Consider the following 20,660-nt stretch of genomic DNA (forward strand, 5'->3'; position numbering starts at 1 on the left):
CTCTTAAATATCACTACAAAACAAAACTCACCGGTGCACCACCGGACGGATGCGGTACGGTTCCCATCGGTATCCCGTAAACGCTTTCCAGCACGTTGCCTTGCATCATCTCCAGTGGCGATCCTTGGGCAATCATTTCACCACCGCGCAACGCCACCAGATGGTCGCAATAACGCGCAGCCATATTGATATCGTGCAGTACAGCAATCACCGTTAGCCCTTGTTCATGGCTGAGCCGTTGTATCAACGCCAGCACATCAACCTGATGAGCAATATCCAGCGCTGATGTTGGCTCATCGAGTAACAGGCAACGACTATCTTGTGCCACCATCATTGCCAGCCAGGCGCGCTGACGCTCACCACCGGACAAACTATCGACCAAACGCTGCGCGAAAGGTGCCAAGCCAACCTGTTCTATCGCCTGCTGCACTTTATCGCGATCCTGCTGGCGAAAACGCCCCAATGCACCGTGCCACGGATAGCGGCCAATCGCGACCAGCTCTTGTACCGTCATCCCTTCAGCAGCGGGCAACTGTTGTGGCAAATAGGCCACCTGACGGGCAAAGGCCTTGCTGTCCCACTGTGCAACGGGCACATCGTTTAGCAGAATCTCCCCAGCACTTGCCGACTGATGACGTCCAAGCATCTTCAGCAGTGTTGATTTCCCCGAGCCATTATGACCAATTAAGCCGCAAACTTTGCCTTGTGGGAAACTCAGAGACAACGGTGCCAGCAAGGTGCGACCTGGTACCGTAAAACTGACCTGTTGCAGTTGGAAGGTGCTGTTGTCACCTTGTGCTTGTTGTTTAGAATGTTGCATCGCGACCTACTGATAAAACGGGTACTCAGCAGCGTACCCGTTTGTTGATGATAAAATTGCGGATCAGAAACGGAAGGTCGCGGTTGCTACAACCTCACGTTCAGCCCCCCAGTAACAGGCGTTACTGCTATAACAGCTAGAAACGTATTGACGATTCAGCAGGTTATTCACATTTAATCCAATTGATGATCCTGGCATGCCAAAACGAGCCAGGTCATATTTTAGAGTGGCATCAACCAGTGCATAACTGGCTACAGAGAAGGTCTGATTGATTTGAGGTCCGTCGGCGTAGAAGCTTGATGAAGAGCCGATATAACGCACACCCGAGCCAAGAGTCAACCCGCTAAGCTCCGTTTCATGGAAGGTATAATCTGCCCACAGAGAAGCCATATGACGCGGCACTTCAACCGGTTGTTTGCCTTGCCAGTTGTAGTCCTGAATATACTGCGCGTCGGTGTAAGTATAAGAAGCAATCAGATTAACATTGGCGTTAACTGCCGCTTTAGCCTCAAGCTCGACACCACGTGAGCGAATTTTACCGGTTTGAATTGAGAAAGCAGGATTGGTTGGATCCGTCGTTTTCAGATTATTTTCAGTCAAATTAAAGACGGCGGCAGTCAGGCTGATAGGGCGATCTTTCGGAATATATTTAACACCCGCCTCATACTGCTCACCGTGAGCCGGGTCAAACGGCTTGGCATTAATATCAGCCCCGGTTTGCGGCTCGAACGATTGGCTATAGCTAAAGTAAGGTGAAATCCCATTATCGAACAGATAGTTCAAGCCACCGCGCCAGGTAAACTGGTGGTTATTGTTGACTGCAAGCGTATTCGCGTTGCGATCGAAGGTTGAGGTTTTGGCGTAATCAAAACGACCACCGGCGGTCAGCACCCATTTATTCCACTCGGCCTGTTCTTGCAAATAAGCCCCCGTCTGCTCCTGACGATCGAGGATATTATAGGCAAAGGTTCCGACGACATTCGGGTTGCCATACTGCGGGTTGAGCAAATTGAGATTGCTCGCCGTGCCATATTCGGCATTAACGTCGTTACGCATGCGCATATAATCAAGGCCAACCAGCAGCGTATGATCAATACCGGCGGTGTTAAATTTCGCCTGCGCCTGGGTATCAACATCAAAGTTATTCAGATTTTCTATCGAGCTAAGAGAGCCGCGGCCAAGAACGCCAGGGGAAACGAAGCCGGTGTTATAAACACCAAGGTCATAGCCCGAAATTTTCGTATAGCGCAGATTCTGATGCACCGACCAGGTATCGTTAAAGCTATGGTCAAAGCTGTATCCCACCATTTTCTGGTTACGGGAATATTTTTGGCCGGTGTCGCTATCGGTAAAGTTGGTCGACAGTTTGTGTGAGTTGCCGTTAGCATCGACATAAGGCACCACAGAACCTTGGCGTGGTGTCCAACCATAGAATCCCGTTTGCGGATCGTTTTGGAAGTTACTCAGGAAAGTAAAATTGGTTTTATCATCTGGTCGCCAGCTAAACGATGGCGCGATGGCATAGCGCTTCTCTTTCGCCAGTAATTGCTGACTATCGGCACTGCGAGCCAGGCCTGTTAGACGATATGAATAAACGCCTGCATCATCAATCGCATCGCTAAAATCAAAACCGGTCTGGAACAGATTATCACTGCCCATTTTGAATTGTACTTCTTTCAATGGTTCGGTAGTTGGGCGCTTACTCACCATACTTACCACGCCACCAGGGCTGCTTTTGCCATACAGTACTGAAGCCGGGCCACGCAGAACTTCTACGCGCTCAAGCATATAAGGGTCGATTGAGGCTTCAGAATAGAAATCCCCCTGTAACTTAATACCATCGAGATATTGATTGATGCCGGTCGGTGTAATACCGCGAATCGCAATGAAATCATAAGTACTAGAACTACCACGGCTAGCGAACACACCCGGCGTCATATTCAGCGCTTGCTTCACCGTATCTGGCTGGCGCATATCCATCTCTTGGCGCGTCACGACCGATACCGACTGCGGCGTTTTAACCAGTGGTGTATCAGTTTTTGTGGCCGTTGCACTGTGCTTGGCAGCAATAGTTGCCGTTGGCCCCCACGCTGATTCTTGTGCAACAGGCGTGCTGCCGACGACAGTAATAGTATCGCCATTTTTAGCCGTATCGGCGCTATCAGCCGCAACGGCCTGGAAAGCGAAAGAACTGAAAGCTGCAGCAATGGTTATTGCCAATTTGCCACGTGCGAACTGCCGTTGTGGCAAGTTCACTGCGGGTGCGCGCATTAAGGACATGTTAGTGATCTCTAAACGTTGAATGGTAATAGCAATAGAAATGCAAACGATAATTATTATTATGACGGCGAATAATATATGCCATTACTAGAAAATCGCAAGCCCGCCAAATTCAACCAGCTCGAGTCAAAAATACGGCATATCCAGCTGTTAAATAACATAATTCACAAAATAACAGCGAAATTTAAGGATATAAAAAAGGCGCAATTTTCATTGCGCCTTTAAGAAACTGCTTAGCATATTATGTCTATCAATGAACAAGCCGTTAAGAAATCGTTAGCTCATCGTAGTAAACAATACATTGGCTTTAGTTGCTGCCAAACATCTCTTTTATCCATCCAGGAACACCTTTGCCATCCCCCTCTTCCTGTTTCTGCGGCTGTTGTTGAGCCGGCTGTGAAGATGATGGCTGCTGTTGCACCTGTTGTGCGGCTTGCACCTGTGCCTGTGGTTGTGACTGGCAGAGTGCCTGTGGGTTAGTCGTCCAGACAGGAATACTACGGACTGCACTGCTACCACCAAACATTCCAGTATTACCGTCACAGACAAAGTTGCCGCTAGCATCGATATTCATCAGGCTAACATCTTCTGGCATCTGCAAATTCAACGGTTGCGGTGTTTCATTGGACAGATAGCGGCTGAATAATGCCATTGCACCGGTTGAACCCCAGAGTTTTGACGGGCCATTGTTATCACGACCTACCCAGGTAATCGCAACCTGATTACCATCAACACCCGCGAACCAGCTGTCACGCAGTTCGTTAGATGTCCCGGTTTTTGCTGCCAGGTGCAGATTGCCAAACTTGGTTGCTAGCGCACGTGAGGTACCTTCTGCAACAACCTGTTGCATCGCGTATAGCGTCAGATAAGACGCCTGAGCTGGGATCACTCGTTGAGCCTGCGGGTAGCTTTGATACAACACCGTGCCATCCTCACCGATAACCGAACGCACCGCTGATAGCGTAGCTTTATTACCGCCGCTGGCGATGGTCTGGTATTCCTGCGCCACTTCCATCGGCGTCAGTGCAATCGCACCTAACAGCATGGATGGCGTCTGGCTAAGCGACTCTTTAGGGATACCAAGGTTAATCAGCATATTGGTGATATTAGTCAGCCCAACAGCCATCCCCAAATTCACCGTAGGTACGTTCATAGAACGCGCCAATGCATCAACCAGTAGAACTTGTCCACGGAATTGATGGTCATCATTGTGCGGTGACCAGGTCTGTCCGTTAGAGAGTTTAATGGTAAGGGGCTGATCCGGTAACACCGTATTCAAGCGATACTTATTCGGATCGCTTAACGCCGTTAAGTAAGTCGCCGGTTTTGCCAATGACCCCACCTGACGACGGGCCTGCATCGCACGGTTGAAACCAGCAAATTGCGTCTCAGCACCGCCGACCATAGCGCGAACTTCACCAGTGTAGCGATCGACAATTACCATCGCAGTTTCTATATCGTTGAAACCACTCTTCTTACGTAACTGCGGAATGCCTTCTTCTACTGCTTTTTCCGCCGCATCCTGCGAAACGGGGTCAAGCGTAGTGAAAATTTTCACCCCAGACAGGTCAGTGATTTTATCGCCAAGCTTCTGTTGCAGCTCTTGGCGAACCATTTGCATAAACGCTGGCTGAGGTGAAATTACCCCGCCTTTCGGCTGCACGCCGAGTGGACGCGCACTGAGCATGTTATACAAATCTTGGTCGATAATTTTCTGTTCTTCTAACAGGCGCAATACCACGTTACGACGCTCAAGCGCCAGTTTCGGGTTACGCCAAGGGTTGTACAACGACGCCCCTTTCACCATACCAACCAGCAAGGCCTGCTGATCCAGACTCAGTTCATCAACCGGGCGACCAAAGTAATACAAGCTCGCCAGTGGGAAACCGCGAATCTGATCCGAGCCACTTTGTCCCAGATAGACTTCGTTCAGATACAGTTCAAGAATACGGTCTTTGCTATAGCGCCCATCCATCAGGATCGCCATGTACGCTTCACGCGCTTTACGCCACAGGGTTCTCTGGTTGGTCAGGAACAGGTTTTTAACCAACTGTTGCGTCAGCGTACTGCCGCCCTGTACTGCATGCCCGGCGGTGATATTGGCGACAAAAGCACGACCAATTGAATAAGGGCTGATACCGTCATGCTCATAGAAATGGCGGTCTTCGGTGGCAATCAGAGTTTGTACTAACAGGTCAGGGAAGCCTGAGCGTGGTACAAACAGACGTTGCTCGCCATTAGGTGACTGCAACATGGTAATCAGGCGTGGATCGAGGCGGAATACGCCAAAATCTCGCTGATTGTCGAGGTTTTTAATCTCCGAAAGCTGCCCATTGCTGAAGATCAGGCGCGCGTTAATCTGCCCTTCTTTACCGTCTGGGAAATCAAATGGACGGCGCAGCAGATCAATGTTGTTGCCCTTAACGGTAAATTCGCCCGGACGAGTAATGCGCGTCACCTGACGATATTGCGTCCCTTCGAGCAGGCTAACCATGTCTTTGACATTATATGGCGTGCCCGGCTCAAGCGTGACCATGCGGCCATAAACGGCGGCAGGCAATTGCCACACTTTACCGTCGATACGGCTGCGGATTTCAGAATCCAAATACACGCCATAAGCGGCCATGATCACCACAAAGATGATAAACAGCTTAATGAAAAGCCCTATCCAGCCGCGTTTTTTGCGCGGTTTCTTAGCTTTAGATCCTTTGCGTGAGGCTGTTTTGCGAGTCATTCGCGTCTCCCCACTGTTATCATCATTATCATAGTCGTCATCATGTCCCTGAGTTTCATAGCGATCGTCATAATCATCATCATCCCTGCTTCTACGAGCCGGGCGGGGGCGCTTAGGCTTCGGTGGTGCAGTTTTACCTTTACGGCCTATTGGCTCGCGATCATCGCCTGACATTCATTTCTCTCCACAAACCAGCATTACTGCAAAATAGCGGTGTTAATCGGCGCTTACTCTGTGCTTCGCTTTTAAGGCAAACCACAAGATATTTCTTAAATATACCCGTCGTCCTTCAAGGATGTAGGGGTGTTGGCTGCCATCATTTACCGTCATTGGTATTTTTTAGTCCTGCGCGTCGGTACGGCCAACGCGGGAGAATCCGGCCACGGGTGCTTAGGGTAACGGCCTTTCATCTCTTTTTGTACTTCTCGATACGCCCCCTGCCAGAATGCTGCCAAATCGGCGGTAATCTGCAAAGGTCTATGTGCCGGAGAAAGCAGTTCCAACACAACAGCAATACGTCCTTCCGCCAGTAGCGGACTGCGTTGTTCGCCAAACATTTCCTGCAAACGCACTGATAATACCGGCGGCTGCTCGCTATCATAGCGGATCGGTAATCTACTGCCAGTCGGTACGGTATAATGCGTAGGTAAAACCGACTCTAAACGTTGACGCAAGCTCCAATCGAGCAGGCGCAGCAATGCGTCATAAAGGTCAACCTGCTGTAAAGCACGCAATGTACGAACACCGGTCAACGAAGGCAATAACCATTGCTCAAGATTTTCTAATAAAGTCGTATCATCAACCTGCGGCCAGTCAATTTCCGGTATCCACTTTGCGGCACAAAGCAATCTCAAACGTAGCTGCTCAGCAGGAGTTGACCAATTAAGCGCTTGTAATCCTTGACCACGCACCCAATCGATCAATGCCTGCTGCAATTCTTCATCTTCAGGCTTGGCTAACGGCGTTGCTTTCAATACCAAGCGACCAATCTGCCAACGCCGCCACGCACGCAGCGTGCCTTTCTCTTCATCCCATTCGACTGCCGTCTGCTCTTTCACCACCTGCGGCAAACGCGCAGCAAGCTGCGAAGCATCTATCGACATGCCAAGTAAAATACGGGCATCCGGGCTGTTATTACCCTGTAAAAGCTGTACTGCAATAAGCCAAGGGGCACGCGTCAGCCCCTCTTCTGGCGATAAAGAAGCACCAAGACCGTTCGCCAACAGATAGCGGCCATCAACGCCCCGCTGTTGAGCAATACGATCGGCAAAACCTACCGCTAACAACCATGGAGCCAGTGAAACGTCTATTTGCCCGCTAGCATGACGCGATAAGCGCTGGCACCACTGACGGGCGCGACGTTGCCAGTTAGCCTGTGGGCGACTGAGCCAATAATCGAGGTCTGGCTGTCCACCGCGCGGCGGTTCTTCGATAATGGCAGCCAACATAGCGGCAGTAGCCAAGGCATCAGCCCCTTGTTGTTCTGCATGAACAAGCATCGCAGCCAGTCGCGGATCGCATCCTAGTTTAGCCATTTGCTGGCCGATCGTATTCAAGCGTCCCTGTGTGTCCAGCGCTCCCAGCTCAGTTAATCGTCTTTTCGCTGCCGCCAACGCCTGCGGCGACGGACAATCGAGCCATGTCAATTGCGTAGGCTCCTGACATCCCCACTGTAATAGCTCTAACCATAAGCTACTGAGATCACTATGTAAGATCTCCGGTTCGCCCTGCTGACTGGCACGTTCCGCCTGATCTTTACTGAACAAATGCCAGCATAAACCCGGTTCTAAACGTCCGGCACGCCCCGCCCGCTGGGTCATTGATGCCTGGCTAATGCGTTGAGTGACTAAACGGGTCAGACCGCTGCGCGGGTCAAACTGTGCGCTACGTTCCAGACCGCTATCGACCACTAAGCGAATGCCTTCAATGGTCAAACTGGTTTCAGCAATATTGGTCGCCAGTACTAATTTACGACGACCCGTTGCCGCAGGTTGGATAGCTTTTTGTTGCTGATCTAATGTCAGAGCGCCGTAGAGCGGACAGAGATCAATCTCAGTGCTCACCCGTTCAACTAGCAAGTTCTGCACTCGGTGGATCTCCGCTACGCCGGGCAAAAATAGCAGCATGGACCCGCTATTTTCCGCCATTAATCGACTCACAATACGTGCTACCCCTTCTTCAAGCCGTTCGTGACTAGCTAAGGCAAGATAGTCACGTACCACCGGAAAACTGCGGCCTTCAGAGATAATCACCGGCGCATCCGGCAACAACGGTTGCAGCCGAGCGTTATCCAACGTGGCCGACATGATCAGCAGACGCAAATCCTCACGTAACCCCTGTTGCACGTCGAGCAACAGCGCCAGCGCTAAATCAGCCTGTAGGCTACGCTCATGGAATTCATCGAGGATCACCAAAGAGACATCGTTAAGCTCAGGATCCTGCTGTACCATGCGGGTCAGAATACCTTCTGTCACCACTTCAAGGCGCGTCGCCGCGCTGGTTTTGCTTTCAGCGCGCATGCGATAACCGACGGTCTGGCCCGGCTCTTCACCCAACTGCTGAGCCAAACGGTAAGCGACATTTTTCGCTGCCAGTCGACGCGGCTCCAACAGCAGAATTTTGCCTGAAAAACCAGCATACTGTAGGATCTGCAACGGCAACCAGGTCGATTTCCCGGCACCTGTTGGGGCATGCAACAACACCTGCGGTGCATGTTGTAATGCATCAAGAATCTGATTAAGCACGACACTCACGGGCAAAGATGACAAAACGCTCTCCAGACAAAATAATAACGCGATAAATTGGCATCAATTTGTAAAGATTGTGCCAAAGCGGCAGGAATTGTAGCATTTAGCCTCGCTATCGACACGATTCCTGATGTTGATAGCGGCGCCATCTGTCGTGTCTCGTATTAAAGGAAAACGCATGTCTGCAGAACGCCGCCTGTTCTTTGCTCTGGGGCTACAACCGGCTTTACAACAACAAATTATCCAGTGGCGGGCCGCCCATTTTGCTGCCGAGAGCGGCAGGCCGATAGCCGCTGCAAATTTACATCTGACGCTGGCCTTTCTTGGTGACGTTAGTGACAAAAAAATGCAGGTGCTAACCGAGGTTGCCGGGCGCCTGCGATCACCGGCAATATCGCTGACGCTCGATGATGTTGGGCACTGGCCAGGTTCTGGCGTGGTATGGCTGGGAACCCGCCGCGCGCCGCGTGCACTATTACAGCTGGCCGATCTGCTGCGCTCTCACGCTGCGCGTAATGGCTGTCATCAAAGTACATTACCTTTCCATCCGCATGTTTCATTATTACGCGGGGCGACCAAACCGGTCGCCATTCCATCTGCAACGGATAAATGGGCCTTTGCAGCCAACGAATTCAGCCTCTATCAATCGGTATATCAGCGCGGACGCACGCAATATAAATGTCTGCAAAGTTGGCCGTTACACACAGACATCGAATGATTTACTGCGCATTTCTTACCTCGGGACACGTTTATGCAATTCATTACGCCACTACAATCAGCCACACTTATTAAGCGTTATAAGCGTTTTCTGGCTGATGTTGTCACGCCAGAAGGCCAAGAGCTGACATTGCACTGCGCGAATACTGGCGCGATGACAGGTTGCGCCACGCCGGGTGATACCGTGTGGTATTCCACGTCAGATAATCCTAAACGTAAATATGCCCATAGCTGGGAGCTAACCGAAACCCAGACCGGCCATTGGATTTGTGTTAATACCCTGCGTGCCAACCAACTGGTGCGTGAAGCGATAGAAACTGGGTCGGTTCCCGAATTAAGCGGTTACAGTAAAATAACGGCTGAAGTGCCATATGGTGCGGAAAAAAGCCGTATAGATTTGTTACTACAGGCAGATAGTCTCCCCAACTGCTATATTGAAGTGAAATCTGTCACATTACTGCAACAGGGTTCGGGTTATTTTCCTGATGCGGTGACCTTACGTGGGCAAAAGCATTTGCGAGAGCTGCAAGGAATGGCAGAAATGGGACAGCGAACAATACTTTTTTTCGCTGTATTACATTCAGGCATTGAAACCGTCTCGGCGGCACACCATATTGATCCGCGTTATTCAGAGTTACTAACGCAGGTGCAACAGAAAGGTGTCGAAGTGATGTGCTACGGTGCCAAACTGTCTGCTGAGGGTATCCGCCTCACAGAACGGTTACCTCTGGTCACAAGCCAGTTTGTTGGATAATTCCTATAATTCAGGCCTTAAGCAGAAGAAATACCGTGGTGCGATTACACAGTTCGTCACGTGCTTGTCAAGCATCTGTGAGGAATAATTGCCAAGCCCGCTTGCTTCTGCTATTTATAGCGGCCTGATTTTTCCCCCCTTTGGGGATCAATAGTGCGTGTTATGTTAGGAGAAGCATCATGCAAGAAGGGCAAACCCGTAAGACATCGTCCTTGAGCATTCTCGCCATCGCTGGGGTGGAGCCGTACCAAGAGAAGCCAGGCGAAGAGTATATGAACGATGCTCAGCTCACACACTTCAAAAAAATTCTTGAAGCATGGCGCAACCAGCTCAGGGATGAAGTTGACCGTACCGTGTCGCACATGCAGGAAGAAGCTGCAAACTTCCCTGATCCGGCCGACCGAGCCACGCAGGAAGAAGAATTCAGCCTGGAACTGCGTAACCGCGATCGCGAGCGTAAGCTGATTAAGAAGATTGAAAAGACGTTGAAAAAAGTGGAAGACGAGGATTTCGGTTTTTGTGAATCCTGTGGTGTTGAGATCGGTATTCGCCGTCTTGAAGCCCGTCCTACCGCTGACTTGTGCATTGACTGTAAAACATTGGCAGAAATCCGCGAAAAGCAGATGGCCGGTTAAGCAGCACAGTGACTCTCGCGGTGCATATGCACCGCGTTTCCTTTTCCGTTCCCGCTTGTTTTTATGCCAACTCTAGATTCCTCAAAGACTGCGACCACTGACTCTCAATATATTGGCCGTTTTGCGCCCTCGCCTTCTGGTGACCTGCATTTTGGTTCTCTCATTGCCGCGCTCGGTAGTTATCTGCACGCTCGCGCTCAGGGTGGGCAATGGCGGGTACGTATTGATGATTTAGACCCGCCTCGTGAAGTCGCAGGCTCCGCCACACGGATTTTAACCACGCTGGAACAATACGGTTTGGAATGGGATGGTGAAGTCGTCTGGCAATCGCAGCGCCATGATGCTTACCATGCCGCGCTCGACGAGTTGGAAAAACGCGGGTTAAGCTATTTCTGTACCTGTACTCGCCATCGCATCCAGCAGATTGGCGGCATCTATGACGGCCATTGCCGCATGGCAAAACATGGCCCGCAGCAGGCAGCAATTCGCCTGCATCAAACCCATCCGGTTTATTATTTTACCGATGATTTGCTGGGTGAATTGCAGGCTGATAGCGCACTAGCACAAGAAGACTTTATTATTCGCCGTCGTGATGGCCTGTTTGCGTATAATTTAGCCGTAGTGATTGATGACCATTTTCAGGGAATTACTCATATTGTTCGCGGCGCCGATTTAGTCGAGCCAACGGTAAGACAAATATCTCTTTATCAGCATTTGGGTTATCCGCAACCAGGTTATATTCATCTGCCACTGGCCTGTAATGCTACAGGTGATAAACTCTCTAAACAGAATCATGCTCCAGCGTTACCGGCGGGCGATCCGCGAGCAACGCTTGTTAAGACGTTGGATTTCCTCGGGCAAAAAACGCCAGAAAACTGGCAAGATTTAACCTTGCCCTTATTATTACGCTGGGCCATAAACCATTGGTCATTAGATAAAGTGCCGCGTCAGAATGCAAAAGCGCCACCAGAATTGACTTCGGCATTCTCAAAGTAGTCAGTGTGAGCTATGATTAGCCGCTGTTTTTTTAAGACGCGCTATTTTTATCAGTCACTATCGAGGTGTACCATTTTTACCCGAGTAGCCAATTTCTGCCGTAAGGTGCTAGTTCGTGAAGATAAAATCATTCGTGAAGAGACACCCGATCATGACGATAAGGGCCACCGCGATCAAACGTCTTCCGCTAACAACGATGGCAATATAAAGCGCAATGGTGATGTCAATACGCCGTCGCCAGAACATCGTGAACCCCGCGAAAGACGTGGTGCGAACCGCTCATCGCCTCGTGCACCGCGTCAAGCAAACAACGATACATCGTCTGGCTCATCACGCTCATCGTCCCCGCGTCCAACGTCGGCACGTGCTGGTGCGCCAAGAGCAATTGTGCCTCTGGCGGTTTCTACAGACTCGATGACGGTTGTCCCACGCGAAGATCATAATATTTCGCGCCGAGATATCAGTGACAATGCGCTGAAAGTGCTTTATCGCCTGAATAAATCTGGATTCGAAGCCTATCTGGTTGGCGGCGGTGTTCGTGACTTGCTGCTGGGCAAAAAACCTAAAGATTTCGACATCACCACCAACGCTACGCCAGAACAAGTGCGTAAACTGTTCCGTAACTGCCGTTTGGTCGGTCGCCGTTTCCGTTTGGCCCATGTCATGTTTGGCCCGGAAATTATCGAAGTTGCCACTTTCCGTGGCCACCACGAACAAGTTGAAGAAGTCGAAGATAAAAACTCATCACAGCAGGCCCAAAACGGCATGCTGCTGCGTGATAACATTTTTGGCACCATTGAAGATGACGCTCAGCGCCGCGATTTCACCATTAATAGCTTGTATTACGGCATTGGCGATTTCAGCGTTCGCGATTATACCGGCGGCCTGAAAGATCTAAACGATGGCGTGATTCGTTTGATTGGCGACCCAGAAACCCGTTACCGCGAAGATCCGGTGCGCATGCTGCGTGCGGTGCGTTTCGCGGCCAAACTGGATATGACAATCAGCCCGGAAACCGCTGAGCCTATTCCTCGTCTTGCGAACTTATTGGGGGAAATCCCTCCGGCACGTTTGTTTGAAGAGTCACTGAAACTGCTGCAAGCCGGTTATGGTTATAAAACCTGGCAGTTGTTGCGTCAGTATCAATTGTTCCAGCCGTTGTTCCCGCTGATTGCTCGCCAGTTTACTGAGCATGGCGACAGTCCAATGGAACGCATTCTTAATCAAGTACTTAAGAACACCGATCATCGTTTGCACAACGACATGCGCGTCAACCCGGCGTTCCTGTTCGCCGCTATGCTGTGGTATCCGGTGATTGAACACGCACAGAAGCTGGCGCAAGAAGGCGGATTAACTTATTACGATGCGTTCTCACTGGCGATGAGCGATGTGCTCGACGAACAATGTCGCTCACTGGCGATTCCAAAACGTATCACTACGCTGGTCCGAGATATTTGGGCCTTGCAGTTGCGCCTGTCTCGCCGTCAAGGTAAGCGTGCGCATAAGCTGATGGAACATCCTAAATTCCGTGCGGCATTCGACCTGCTGGCATTACGCGCCGAAGTCGAGCAGCATCGTGAGTTGCAAAGCCTGACACAATGGTGGAGCGAATTCCAGGAAGCCACGCCAGCCTCGCAAAAAAATATGCTCAACACGCTAGGTGATGATGCTGCTGCAGCGCCTCGCCGTAACCGAACCCGCCGCCCGCGCAAGCGCGTACCGCGTTCCGGGAGCAGTCATTGATCCGCGTTTATATTGCGCTGGGCAGCAATCTTGCCCAGCCACTCGATCAAGTGAAATGTGCGCTGGAAGCCCTGGCACACCTTCCGCGAACCGCGTTTATCGGTTGTTCTTCGTTCTATCGCAGTAAGCCTTTAGGACCACAGAATCAACCTGATTATCTTAATGCGGTAGTCGCAATAGATACCGCCCTGCCGGCTAGCGAGCTGCTCGATTGCACCCAGGCCATTGAACAGAATCAGGGCCGCGTGCGCAAAGCTGAACGCTGGGGACCACGTACTTTAGATCTCGATATTTTGCTCTATGGCGATGAGGTGATTGATAACGAGCGTTTGGCCATACCGCATTACGATATGAAAAACCGCGAGTTTATGCTTTATCCACTGGCCGAAATTGCCGCCGAACTGCGCTTCCCTGATGGCGAACTCCTGCAAGATATTCTCACCCGCGTCCCGCTTAATGGCTTGACCCACTGGTGATTTATTGGGGCTCATTTGCCCCTATTCTCTCTACTTCCACCGCACTATTCCGCCTTGGCGATAAACCAAGATCAACATATCCTCACCGCAAACAATGTTAATTTTTCGTAACATTCCTCGACATTGAACGGGTATATCGCCCTTCTCTACAGTAGAATACGCCCAGACTTTTATTATAAAACAGATCGGTCTTGCCTCTATACCAAAGAAACGTCGAGACGCAGGTATACGTGACCGACGATATGTCTAGTAAGGAAAGAATTAATGAAAGCGACTACCATTAGCCAGTTACGCCAGTGGAAACAAGAAAAACATAAGTTCGCCACGATTACCGCTTACGATGCCAGCTTCGCACAACTGTTCGCCGAGCAGGGTATCCCGGTGATGTTAGTCGGTGACTCGCTCGGCATGGTCATGCAAGGGCACGATTCTACGCTGCCCGTAACGCTGGAAGATATTGTCTATCACACCCGCTGTGTTCGTCGCGGCGCACCTAAAGCGCTAGTATTATCTGACTTGCCGTTTATGACTTATTCCACTCCAGAGCAAACCTTCGACAGTGCGGCACAGCTGATGCGCGCCGGCGCCAATATGGTCAAACTTGAAGGCGGAAGCTGGCTATGTGAAACCGTATCCAAGCTGGCTGAACGCGCAGTGCCAGTCTGCGGTCATCTTGGATTAACACCACAGTCAGTCAATATTTTTGGCGGCTATAAAATACAAGGTCGTGGCGAAGCCGCAGCCAAACTGTTAGTCAAAGATGCGCTGGCGTTGGAAAAAGCGGGTGCCCAACTGATGGTGTTAGAGTGTGTGCCGGTCGAGCTAGCTCGTCGCGTCACGCAAGAGCTCACTATCCCAGTTATTGGTATCGGAGCAGGCAATGCGACCGACGGCCAAATTCTGGTCATGCACGATGCCTTTGGCATTACCGGCGGCCACACGCCGAAGTTTGCGAAAGATTTCCTGGCCGAAGCCGGTGACATGCGTGGTGCGGTGCGCCTGTACGTTGAGCAGGTTGCACAAGGTATTTATCCTGGTGAAGAGCATTCATTTAAATAAATTGGGTCACGAGGCTTAAACATGCTAATTATCGAAAACATTCCTCTGCTACGCCGAGAAATTCGCTTTTTTCACCAGAATAATAAGCGTATCGCGTTAGTCCCTACGATGGGCAACCTGCACCAAGGCCATATGACGCTGGTTGATGAAGCTAAAAAACGCGGCGATGTTGTGGTGGTCAGTATCTTCGTTAACCCGATGCAATTTGAACGTGCTGATGATTTAGAACGTTACCCACGCACCTTGCAAGAAGACTGTGAAAAGCTCAATAAACGTGGCGTAGACGTCGTCTTTGCGCCGTCACCTGCTGATATTTATCCCAAAGGATTGGCCAATCAAACTCAGGTTGATGTACCAGGGTTGTCGACTATTTTGGAAGGTGAAAGCCGACCGGGTCATTTCCGTGGCGTCTCCACGATTGTCAGTAAGCTGTTCAACCTGGTACAACCGCACGTTGCCTGTTTCGGACAGAAAGATTTCCAGCAATTAGCGCTGATCCGCGCCATGGTCGAAGACATGGGTTATGATCTGGAAATCATTGGTGTGCCGACAGTGCGCGCTAAAGATGGTTTGGCATTAAGCTCACGCAACGGTTATTTAACCAACGATGAGCGCAAGACTGCCCCTCAGCTATATAAAGTCATGAATCATTTGGCAGATCGTCTGATGCAAGGCGAACGTCATGTTGAAGAACTCCTGGCCGAAGGAGCACAACAGTTACGTGACGCCGGTTTTATTCCCGATGAGCTTTATATCCGCGATGCTAAAAATCTACGCGAGCTGTCTGTTGATAGCACCTCAGCGGTGATTTTAATGGCGGCCTGGCTAGGAAAAGCACGACTGATTGATAATCAAGAAGTAGATTTAACTCTGTAAAAATGGGTTCGACCCAACATTTATAGCCCCCGATACCCAAGACACGTCAAGGTGCAGGCAGGCGACAATCGAGAGACAAATCGGTCAGGAACCGATTTGAACAGCGGTTGCGCTGGGCCGTTAGGCTGAGCCTCAGGGAAGATGCTCATCAATCCCCAGGCGCTTAGATAACTAAGTGACTGGGGTGAACGAGAGCAGCCAACACCCCTGCAACTTGAGGTGTGACGGGTATACATGTAAAGGTACATCGCTATGTTACGCACAATGCTCCAAGGTAAATTGCACCGGGTACACGTCACTCAAGCCGATTTACATTATGAAGGCTCCTGCGCCATCGATCAGGATTTTCTCGAGGCTGCAGGCATTTTGGAAAACGAAGCCATCGACATTTATAACGTCGATAACGGTCAACGTTTTTCAACCTATGCTATCGCCGCTGAACGCGGCTCACGCATCATCTCGGTCAACGGTGCGGCAGCACGTTGTGCCTGTGTTGGCGACCTGCTGATTATCTGTGCCTATGTACAGATGTCGGATGAAGAAGCGCGCCAGCACCAGCCGAAAGTGGCGTATTTTGAAGGCCAAAATGAGCTAAAACGTACCGCTAAAGCCATTCCAGTCCAGGTCGCGTAACCTTTCTATAAAACAGGAGCTTTGAAGGCTCCTGTTCATGTCCAACAAAGTGCAAACGTCAGAGTATTCCACGCCTTGATAAACCATTAATCACAATACGTGATTATTCTCACAATCTACAGATTCTGTTGGCCTGACATCAGCCAATATCCATCCAAAAGAAATATTCCCGCCCCAAAACGTTAATTAAATGTTAATAAAATGATCTTTAAAACGCATTAATTTAACAAAAAGCACAGGTAAAATCTCCCACCAAGGCATAACCAGACAATAAATTAACAATAATTTAACAATAAAAGTCATTAAATTTAACACTAGCGGAGCCGCATCACACTTTGCCGACTTTCCAGCGAGAAGGACATTGGCCCTTTGTTATTCTCGATACGTGGAAAAAATAACCACCCTACAAATAAGAAAGGTACCGCTATGAAATTCAACCTCGCATTACTCGGTGCATGTGTGATTTCTACATGCGCTTTGTTTTCAACACCAAGCTTTGCCGAAAAACCTTATGATATCGCCGTGGTTGCCAAAGTGACCGGTATTCCTTGGTTTACCCGTATGGAAGTCGGCGTGAAAGAGGCAGCAAAAACGCTTAACGTTAATGCTTATCAAGTCGGAGCATCAACGCCAGACCCTGCGGCCCAAGTGAAAGTCATTGAAGACCTTATTGCCAAAAAAGTTAATGCTATTATTGTGGTGCCCAATGATGCCAAAGTATTAGAGCCGGTGCTTAAAAAAGCACGTGATGCCGGTATTGTTGTATTAACGAATGAATCCCCTGATCAACAAATTGGTCAATGGGATGTAGAAACCATTAATAGTGACGAATATGCCAAAGCTAATATGGATGAATTAGCTAAAGATATGGGCGACAAAGGTGGTTATGCTATTTATGTTGGCTCACTCACTGTACCGTTACATAATCAATGGGCAGATGCAGCAATTAAATATCAGAAAGAAAAATATCCGGACATGCACGAAGTTACCTCTCGCTTACCGGTTGCTGAAAGTCTTGATAATTCATATTCCACAACATTGGACTTAATGAAAACCTATCCTGACTTAAAAGGGATAATTGGTTTCGGTTCATTAGGCCCAATAGGTGCAGGACAAGCTATCCAACAAAAACGGGCTAAGAATAAAGTGGCCGTTGTAGGTATCGCTATGCCAGCCCAAGCCGCGCCATACCTGATGCGCGGTGATATCAAAAAAGCTCTGCTGTGGGATCCAAAAGAAGCCGGTTATGCATTAGTTGCCGTGGCAGATCAAATATTACAAGGCAAACCCGTCACCAAAGATCTCACCATTGATGGTCTGGGCAAAGCTGATGTAGATATGGATAAGAAAGTTATTCGCTTTAATAAAATTCTTGAAGTCACAGCAGACAATGCGAAGTCTTTAGGTTTCTAATATCTGCGATTTCGAATAAACGACTTAAGACTTTATTAATATTGCCACACCAGAAAAGTAAAAAAGATACGGTGTGATAAACGCGCCGTATCTATATCCTTCATACTTGAAGTTGCTTCTACGTTGGCAGCGCTCTCTTGCCGCCTTGATGCAACGACAATTACTTGGGTATGTATCCAAGTAATTTCAAGATACAGGGTATATTTACTAATAAAAATAACGAATAAGAACGTAGTAAGGATTCAGTCGATGACGATTAATTCTCGTTCAACCAACTCTGCTATACCCTCTGAGGCTTTTATTAGCCTCGATGGTATCAGTAAAAAATTCCCCGGCGTAATGGCATTAGATAATGTCACTCTGACTTTAAATAAAGGTGAGGTACATTGCCTTGCAGGACAAAATGGTTGCGGAAAAAGCACTATTATTAAAGTTATCTCTGGTGTTTACCAACCAGAAAAAGGGGCGACTATTACCATTGATGGAAAACTATTTCATTCATTAACACCACAACTCTCATCTTATTATGGCATCCAGGTTATTTATCAGGATTTGTCATTATTCCCTAATTTATCGGTTGCCGAAAATATTGCCATTCATCGCTATTTACCGGGCGGGGATTTTTGGGTACATCGTGAAGCTATGCGCAAAAAAGCCTTGGCTGCGATGCAACGCGTCGGCGTCTCTCTGGACCCCGATCGCAAAGTAGAAAAGCTCTCCATCGCCGATCGTCAATTGGTCGCCATATGCCGGGCAATTGCCGCTGATGCGAGCCTGGTTATTATGGATGAACCGACCGCATCACTGACGCGCACCGAAGTGAATGGTTTGCTGAGGGTCGTCAATGAACTGAAAGCCGCTGGCATTTGTGTCGTGTTCGTCAGCCACCGCTTGGACGAAGTCATGGAAGTTGCCGATCGCATTAGCGTAATGCGTGATGGCAAGTTAGTTGGCACTTATCAAGCCCGTGAACTCGACAGCAACGAATTGGCATTTCTGATGACAGGCCAGCGCTTTAGTTATAGCCATTTGCCGCAAATCACTGCCCCAAATACCACGCCATTGTTGGAAATTACTCGTCTTAGTCGCGTCGGGCAATATCAGGACATCTCTTTGTCACTACGCCAGGGGGAAATTACTTCCATTATTGGCCTGCTAGGTTCTGGGCGTACCGAATTATGTATGAGCTTATTTGGTATGAGCCAACCGGACAGTGGTGAAATCAAAGTGAAGGGTAAAAGCGTCACCTTCAACAGTAACCGTGACGCAATTCGTCATGGTATTGCCTATGTGTCGGAAGATCGTCTTACCCAAGGTTTAATCATGGATCAGTCGATTTATGACAATACGCTGGTATCGATTTTCAACAAGTTGCATACCCGTAGCGGCCTGATGGATCACCATAAGGCCGCTTCAGTTGTAAAGGATCTGATTCGTGATCTCAACATTAAAGTCTCGGACAGTAATTTACCGGTAAAAACATTATCTGGCGGCAATGCGCAACGTATTGCCATTGCCAAATGGGTGGCAACCGATCCGCTTATTTTGATCCTCGACTCACCAACGGTCGGCGTAGATATTGCCAATAAAGAAGGTATCTACCGTATAGCCCGCGATCTGGCCGCATCCGGCATGGCTGTGCTCATGATTTGTGATGAGATCCCTGAGGCTTATTACAACAGTCACCGTGTTTTGGTTATGCAAAAAGGGGAACTGATTGCTGAATTTGCTCCGCACCAGTGTAGCGAAGCACAGATTGCGGAGGTGATTAATGGGTAGTTTAAAAATAGAGAGAACGTGGCTAAATAAAGCCATTTCCCGGCATGAATTTTGGCTCGGTTTACTGGTATTGATACTGGCTATCGTCCTGAGTTTTAGCACTAAAGAGTTCCTGACACTGGGTAATTTGACCGATGTCGCTACCAGCTATGCCATCCTCGGCATTTTAGCCTGCGGATTGTTTGTGGTGCTGATTGCCGGTGGCATTGATATCTCCTTCCCGGCCATGACCTCAATTGGTCAATATGTGATGGCCAGCTACATCATTCATCATGGTGGCAGTTTCCCGCTAGCCTTTGCGATGGCAATGAGCGTTGGATTACTGCTCGGGCTAGTGAATGGCTTTCTGGTTTACTGGCTACGCGTACCGGCGATTATTATCACTATCGCCACGCTTAATCTGTTCTACGGCCTGCTGGTTTATCTGACCAACGGTACCTGGCTATATGGCTTCCCAGATTGGTTTATGACCGGTATTAACTGGCTCTCTTTCAAGGCATCTGATGGCTATGATTACGGGCTCACGCTGCCATTGCTCAGCCTGATCGGGGTAATTATTGTCACCGGTGTTCTGATGAACCGTACCCGCGTTGGCCGGCAGATTTATGCCATGGGTAGCAACCGTGATGCTGCATCACGCCTCGGGCTTAATATTTTACGTCTGCATTTTTATGTTTACGGCTTTATGGGGCTGTTAGCCGGCGTGGCTGCCGTTGTTCAGGCGCAAATCACCCAATCTGTCGCCCCCAATTCTCTATTGGGTTATGAGCTAACGGTACTGGCAGCGGTGGTGTTAGGCGGGACCAGCATGACCGGTGGTCGCGGTTCGCTGACCGGGACGGTATTAGGCGTGATGCTCCTGGCATTCCTGCAAAACGGTCTGACGCTGTTGAGCATTTCTTCTTATTGGCATCAAGTTTTCAGTGGTGTGATCATTTTGGTCAGCATTAGTAGCACCGCATGGAACGAAAAACGCAAACTGGCGAAAGGAATGTAAC

The 20,660-nt window shown here is 49.4% G+C and carries 16 protein-coding genes; 12 read left to right on the plus strand and 4 right to left on the minus strand.

Annotated elements, in window-relative coordinates; translation table 11 throughout:
- Positions 1-13: 13 nt before the first annotated feature.
- From fhuC to hrpB, 4 genes are all read right to left on the minus strand, one after another.
- Positions 14-820 (minus strand): Fe3+-hydroxamate ABC transporter ATP-binding protein FhuC, encoded by an 807-nt coding sequence (gene fhuC / locus ACL9RG_RS09730; RefSeq protein ID WP_422792404.1) that lies wholly within the window; start codon positions 818-820, stop codon positions 14-16.
- A 63-nt stretch (positions 821-883) separates the two neighbouring features.
- The gene (fhuA, locus tag ACL9RG_RS09735) at positions 884-3,091 is read right to left on the minus strand and encodes a ferrichrome porin FhuA (protein ID WP_422792597.1); all 2,208 of its coding nucleotides are present in this window, start codon (positions 3,089-3,091) and stop codon (positions 884-886) included.
- A gap of 316 nt (positions 3,092-3,407) precedes the next feature.
- Positions 3,408-6,008, minus strand: coding sequence for a bifunctional glycosyl transferase/transpeptidase (gene mrcB / locus ACL9RG_RS09740; protein ID WP_422792405.1), 2,601 nt, complete (start codon positions 6,006-6,008; stop codon positions 3,408-3,410).
- A gap of 152 nt (positions 6,009-6,160) precedes the next feature.
- Positions 6,161-8,602, minus strand: coding sequence for an ATP-dependent helicase HrpB (gene hrpB / locus ACL9RG_RS09745; protein ID WP_422792406.1), 2,442 nt, complete (start codon positions 8,600-8,602; stop codon positions 6,161-6,163).
- 157 nt (positions 8,603-8,759) lie between these two features.
- Here hrpB and thpR point away from each other — a divergent pair, with 157 nt between their 5' ends.
- The 12 genes from thpR (at position 8,760) to ACL9RG_RS09805 (ending at position 20,659) form a co-directional block, all read left to right on the plus strand.
- Positions 8,760-9,299 carry an RNA 2',3'-cyclic phosphodiesterase gene (gene thpR, locus ACL9RG_RS09750; RefSeq protein WP_422792407.1) on the plus strand — a complete coding sequence of 180 codons (540 nt, stop codon included), beginning with the start codon at positions 8,760-8,762 and terminating at the stop codon, positions 9,297-9,299.
- 33 nt (positions 9,300-9,332) lie between these two features.
- A complete protein-coding gene (gene sfsA / locus ACL9RG_RS09755) occupies positions 9,333-10,052 on the plus strand; it encodes a DNA/RNA nuclease SfsA (protein WP_422792408.1) in 720 nt (239 codons plus the stop codon).
- Positions 10,053-10,231: 179 nt separating this feature from the next.
- Positions 10,232-10,687, plus strand: a complete 456-nt coding sequence (dksA, locus tag ACL9RG_RS09760) for an RNA polymerase-binding protein DksA (protein WP_422792409.1) — start codon at positions 10,232-10,234, stop codon at positions 10,685-10,687.
- Positions 10,688-10,750: 63 nt separating this feature from the next.
- Entirely contained in the window at positions 10,751-11,683 is a 933-nt protein-coding gene (gluQRS, locus tag ACL9RG_RS09765; protein ID WP_422792410.1) for a tRNA glutamyl-Q(34) synthetase GluQRS, read from the plus strand.
- A 414-nt stretch (positions 11,684-12,097) separates the two neighbouring features.
- On the plus strand, positions 12,098-13,426 hold the full coding sequence (gene pcnB, locus ACL9RG_RS09770) for a polynucleotide adenylyltransferase PcnB (protein ID WP_422792598.1): 1,329 nt from the start codon (positions 12,098-12,100) through the stop codon (positions 13,424-13,426).
- Entirely contained in the window at positions 13,423-13,902 is a 480-nt protein-coding gene (gene folK, locus ACL9RG_RS09775; RefSeq protein WP_422792411.1) for a 2-amino-4-hydroxy-6-hydroxymethyldihydropteridine diphosphokinase, read from the plus strand. Before pcnB ends, folK begins: the two co-directional genes overlap by 4 nt.
- Before the next feature lie 264 nt (positions 13,903-14,166).
- Positions 14,167-14,961, plus strand: a complete 795-nt coding sequence (gene panB, locus ACL9RG_RS09780) for a 3-methyl-2-oxobutanoate hydroxymethyltransferase (RefSeq protein ID WP_422792412.1) — start codon at positions 14,167-14,169, stop codon at positions 14,959-14,961.
- A 21-nt stretch (positions 14,962-14,982) separates the two neighbouring features.
- Positions 14,983-15,837, plus strand: coding sequence for a pantoate--beta-alanine ligase (gene panC, locus ACL9RG_RS09785; protein WP_422792413.1), 855 nt, complete (start codon positions 14,983-14,985; stop codon positions 15,835-15,837).
- 252 nt (positions 15,838-16,089) lie between these two features.
- On the plus strand, positions 16,090-16,470 hold the full coding sequence (panD, locus tag ACL9RG_RS09790; protein WP_422792414.1) for an aspartate 1-decarboxylase: 381 nt from the start codon (positions 16,090-16,092) through the stop codon (positions 16,468-16,470).
- Positions 16,471-16,896: 426 nt separating this feature from the next.
- A complete protein-coding gene (locus ACL9RG_RS09795) occupies positions 16,897-17,883 on the plus strand; it encodes an autoinducer 2 ABC transporter substrate-binding protein (protein ID WP_422792599.1) in 987 nt (328 codons plus the stop codon).
- Between the two features lie 249 nt (positions 17,884-18,132).
- Complete coding sequence (locus ACL9RG_RS09800) at positions 18,133-19,662, plus strand: sugar ABC transporter ATP-binding protein (protein WP_422792415.1); 1,530 nt, start codon at positions 18,133-18,135, stop codon at positions 19,660-19,662.
- A complete protein-coding gene (locus tag ACL9RG_RS09805; RefSeq protein WP_422792416.1) occupies positions 19,655-20,659 on the plus strand; it encodes an ABC transporter permease in 1,005 nt (334 codons plus the stop codon). Before ACL9RG_RS09800 ends, ACL9RG_RS09805 begins: the two co-directional genes overlap by 8 nt.
- Position 20,660 lies beyond the last annotated feature (1 nt).

It is taken from the genome of Rouxiella sp. Mn2063, from assembly GCF_049319665.1.
In the GTDB taxonomy this organism is placed as follows: Bacteria; Pseudomonadota; Gammaproteobacteria; order Enterobacterales; family Enterobacteriaceae; genus JBMOUD01.

What these genes read in the sequence shown, in the direction of transcription:
- fhuC (WP_422792404.1), bottom strand. Translation starts at nt 820, where the DNA reads ATGCAACATTCTAAACAACAAGCACAAGGTGACAACAGCACCTTCCAA.
- fhuA (WP_422792597.1), bottom strand. Translation starts at nt 3,091, where the DNA reads ATGCGCGCACCCGCAGTGAACTTGCCACAACGGCAGTTCGCACGTGGC.
- mrcB (WP_422792405.1), bottom strand. Translation starts at nt 6,008, where the DNA reads ATGTCAGGCGATGATCGCGAGCCAATAGGCCGTAAAGGTAAAACTGCA.
- thpR (WP_422792407.1), top strand. Translation starts at nt 8,760, where the DNA reads ATGTCTGCAGAACGCCGCCTGTTCTTTGCTCTGGGGCTACAACCGGCT.
- sfsA (WP_422792408.1), top strand. Translation starts at nt 9,333, where the DNA reads ATGCAATTCATTACGCCACTACAATCAGCCACACTTATTAAGCGTTAT.
- dksA (WP_422792409.1), top strand. Translation starts at nt 10,232, where the DNA reads ATGCAAGAAGGGCAAACCCGTAAGACATCGTCCTTGAGCATTCTCGCC.
- gluQRS (WP_422792410.1), top strand. Translation starts at nt 10,751, where the DNA reads ATGCCAACTCTAGATTCCTCAAAGACTGCGACCACTGACTCTCAATAT.
- pcnB (WP_422792598.1), top strand. Translation starts at nt 12,098, where the DNA reads ATGACGGTTGTCCCACGCGAAGATCATAATATTTCGCGCCGAGATATC.
- panB (WP_422792412.1), top strand. Translation starts at nt 14,167, where the DNA reads ATGAAAGCGACTACCATTAGCCAGTTACGCCAGTGGAAACAAGAAAAA.
- panC (WP_422792413.1), top strand. Translation starts at nt 14,983, where the DNA reads ATGCTAATTATCGAAAACATTCCTCTGCTACGCCGAGAAATTCGCTTT.
- panD (WP_422792414.1), top strand. Translation starts at nt 16,090, where the DNA reads ATGTTACGCACAATGCTCCAAGGTAAATTGCACCGGGTACACGTCACT.
- ACL9RG_RS09795 (WP_422792599.1), top strand. Translation starts at nt 16,897, where the DNA reads ATGAAATTCAACCTCGCATTACTCGGTGCATGTGTGATTTCTACATGC.
- ACL9RG_RS09800 (WP_422792415.1), top strand. Translation starts at nt 18,133, where the DNA reads ATGACGATTAATTCTCGTTCAACCAACTCTGCTATACCCTCTGAGGCT.
- ACL9RG_RS09805 (WP_422792416.1), top strand. Translation starts at nt 19,655, where the DNA reads ATGGGTAGTTTAAAAATAGAGAGAACGTGGCTAAATAAAGCCATTTCC.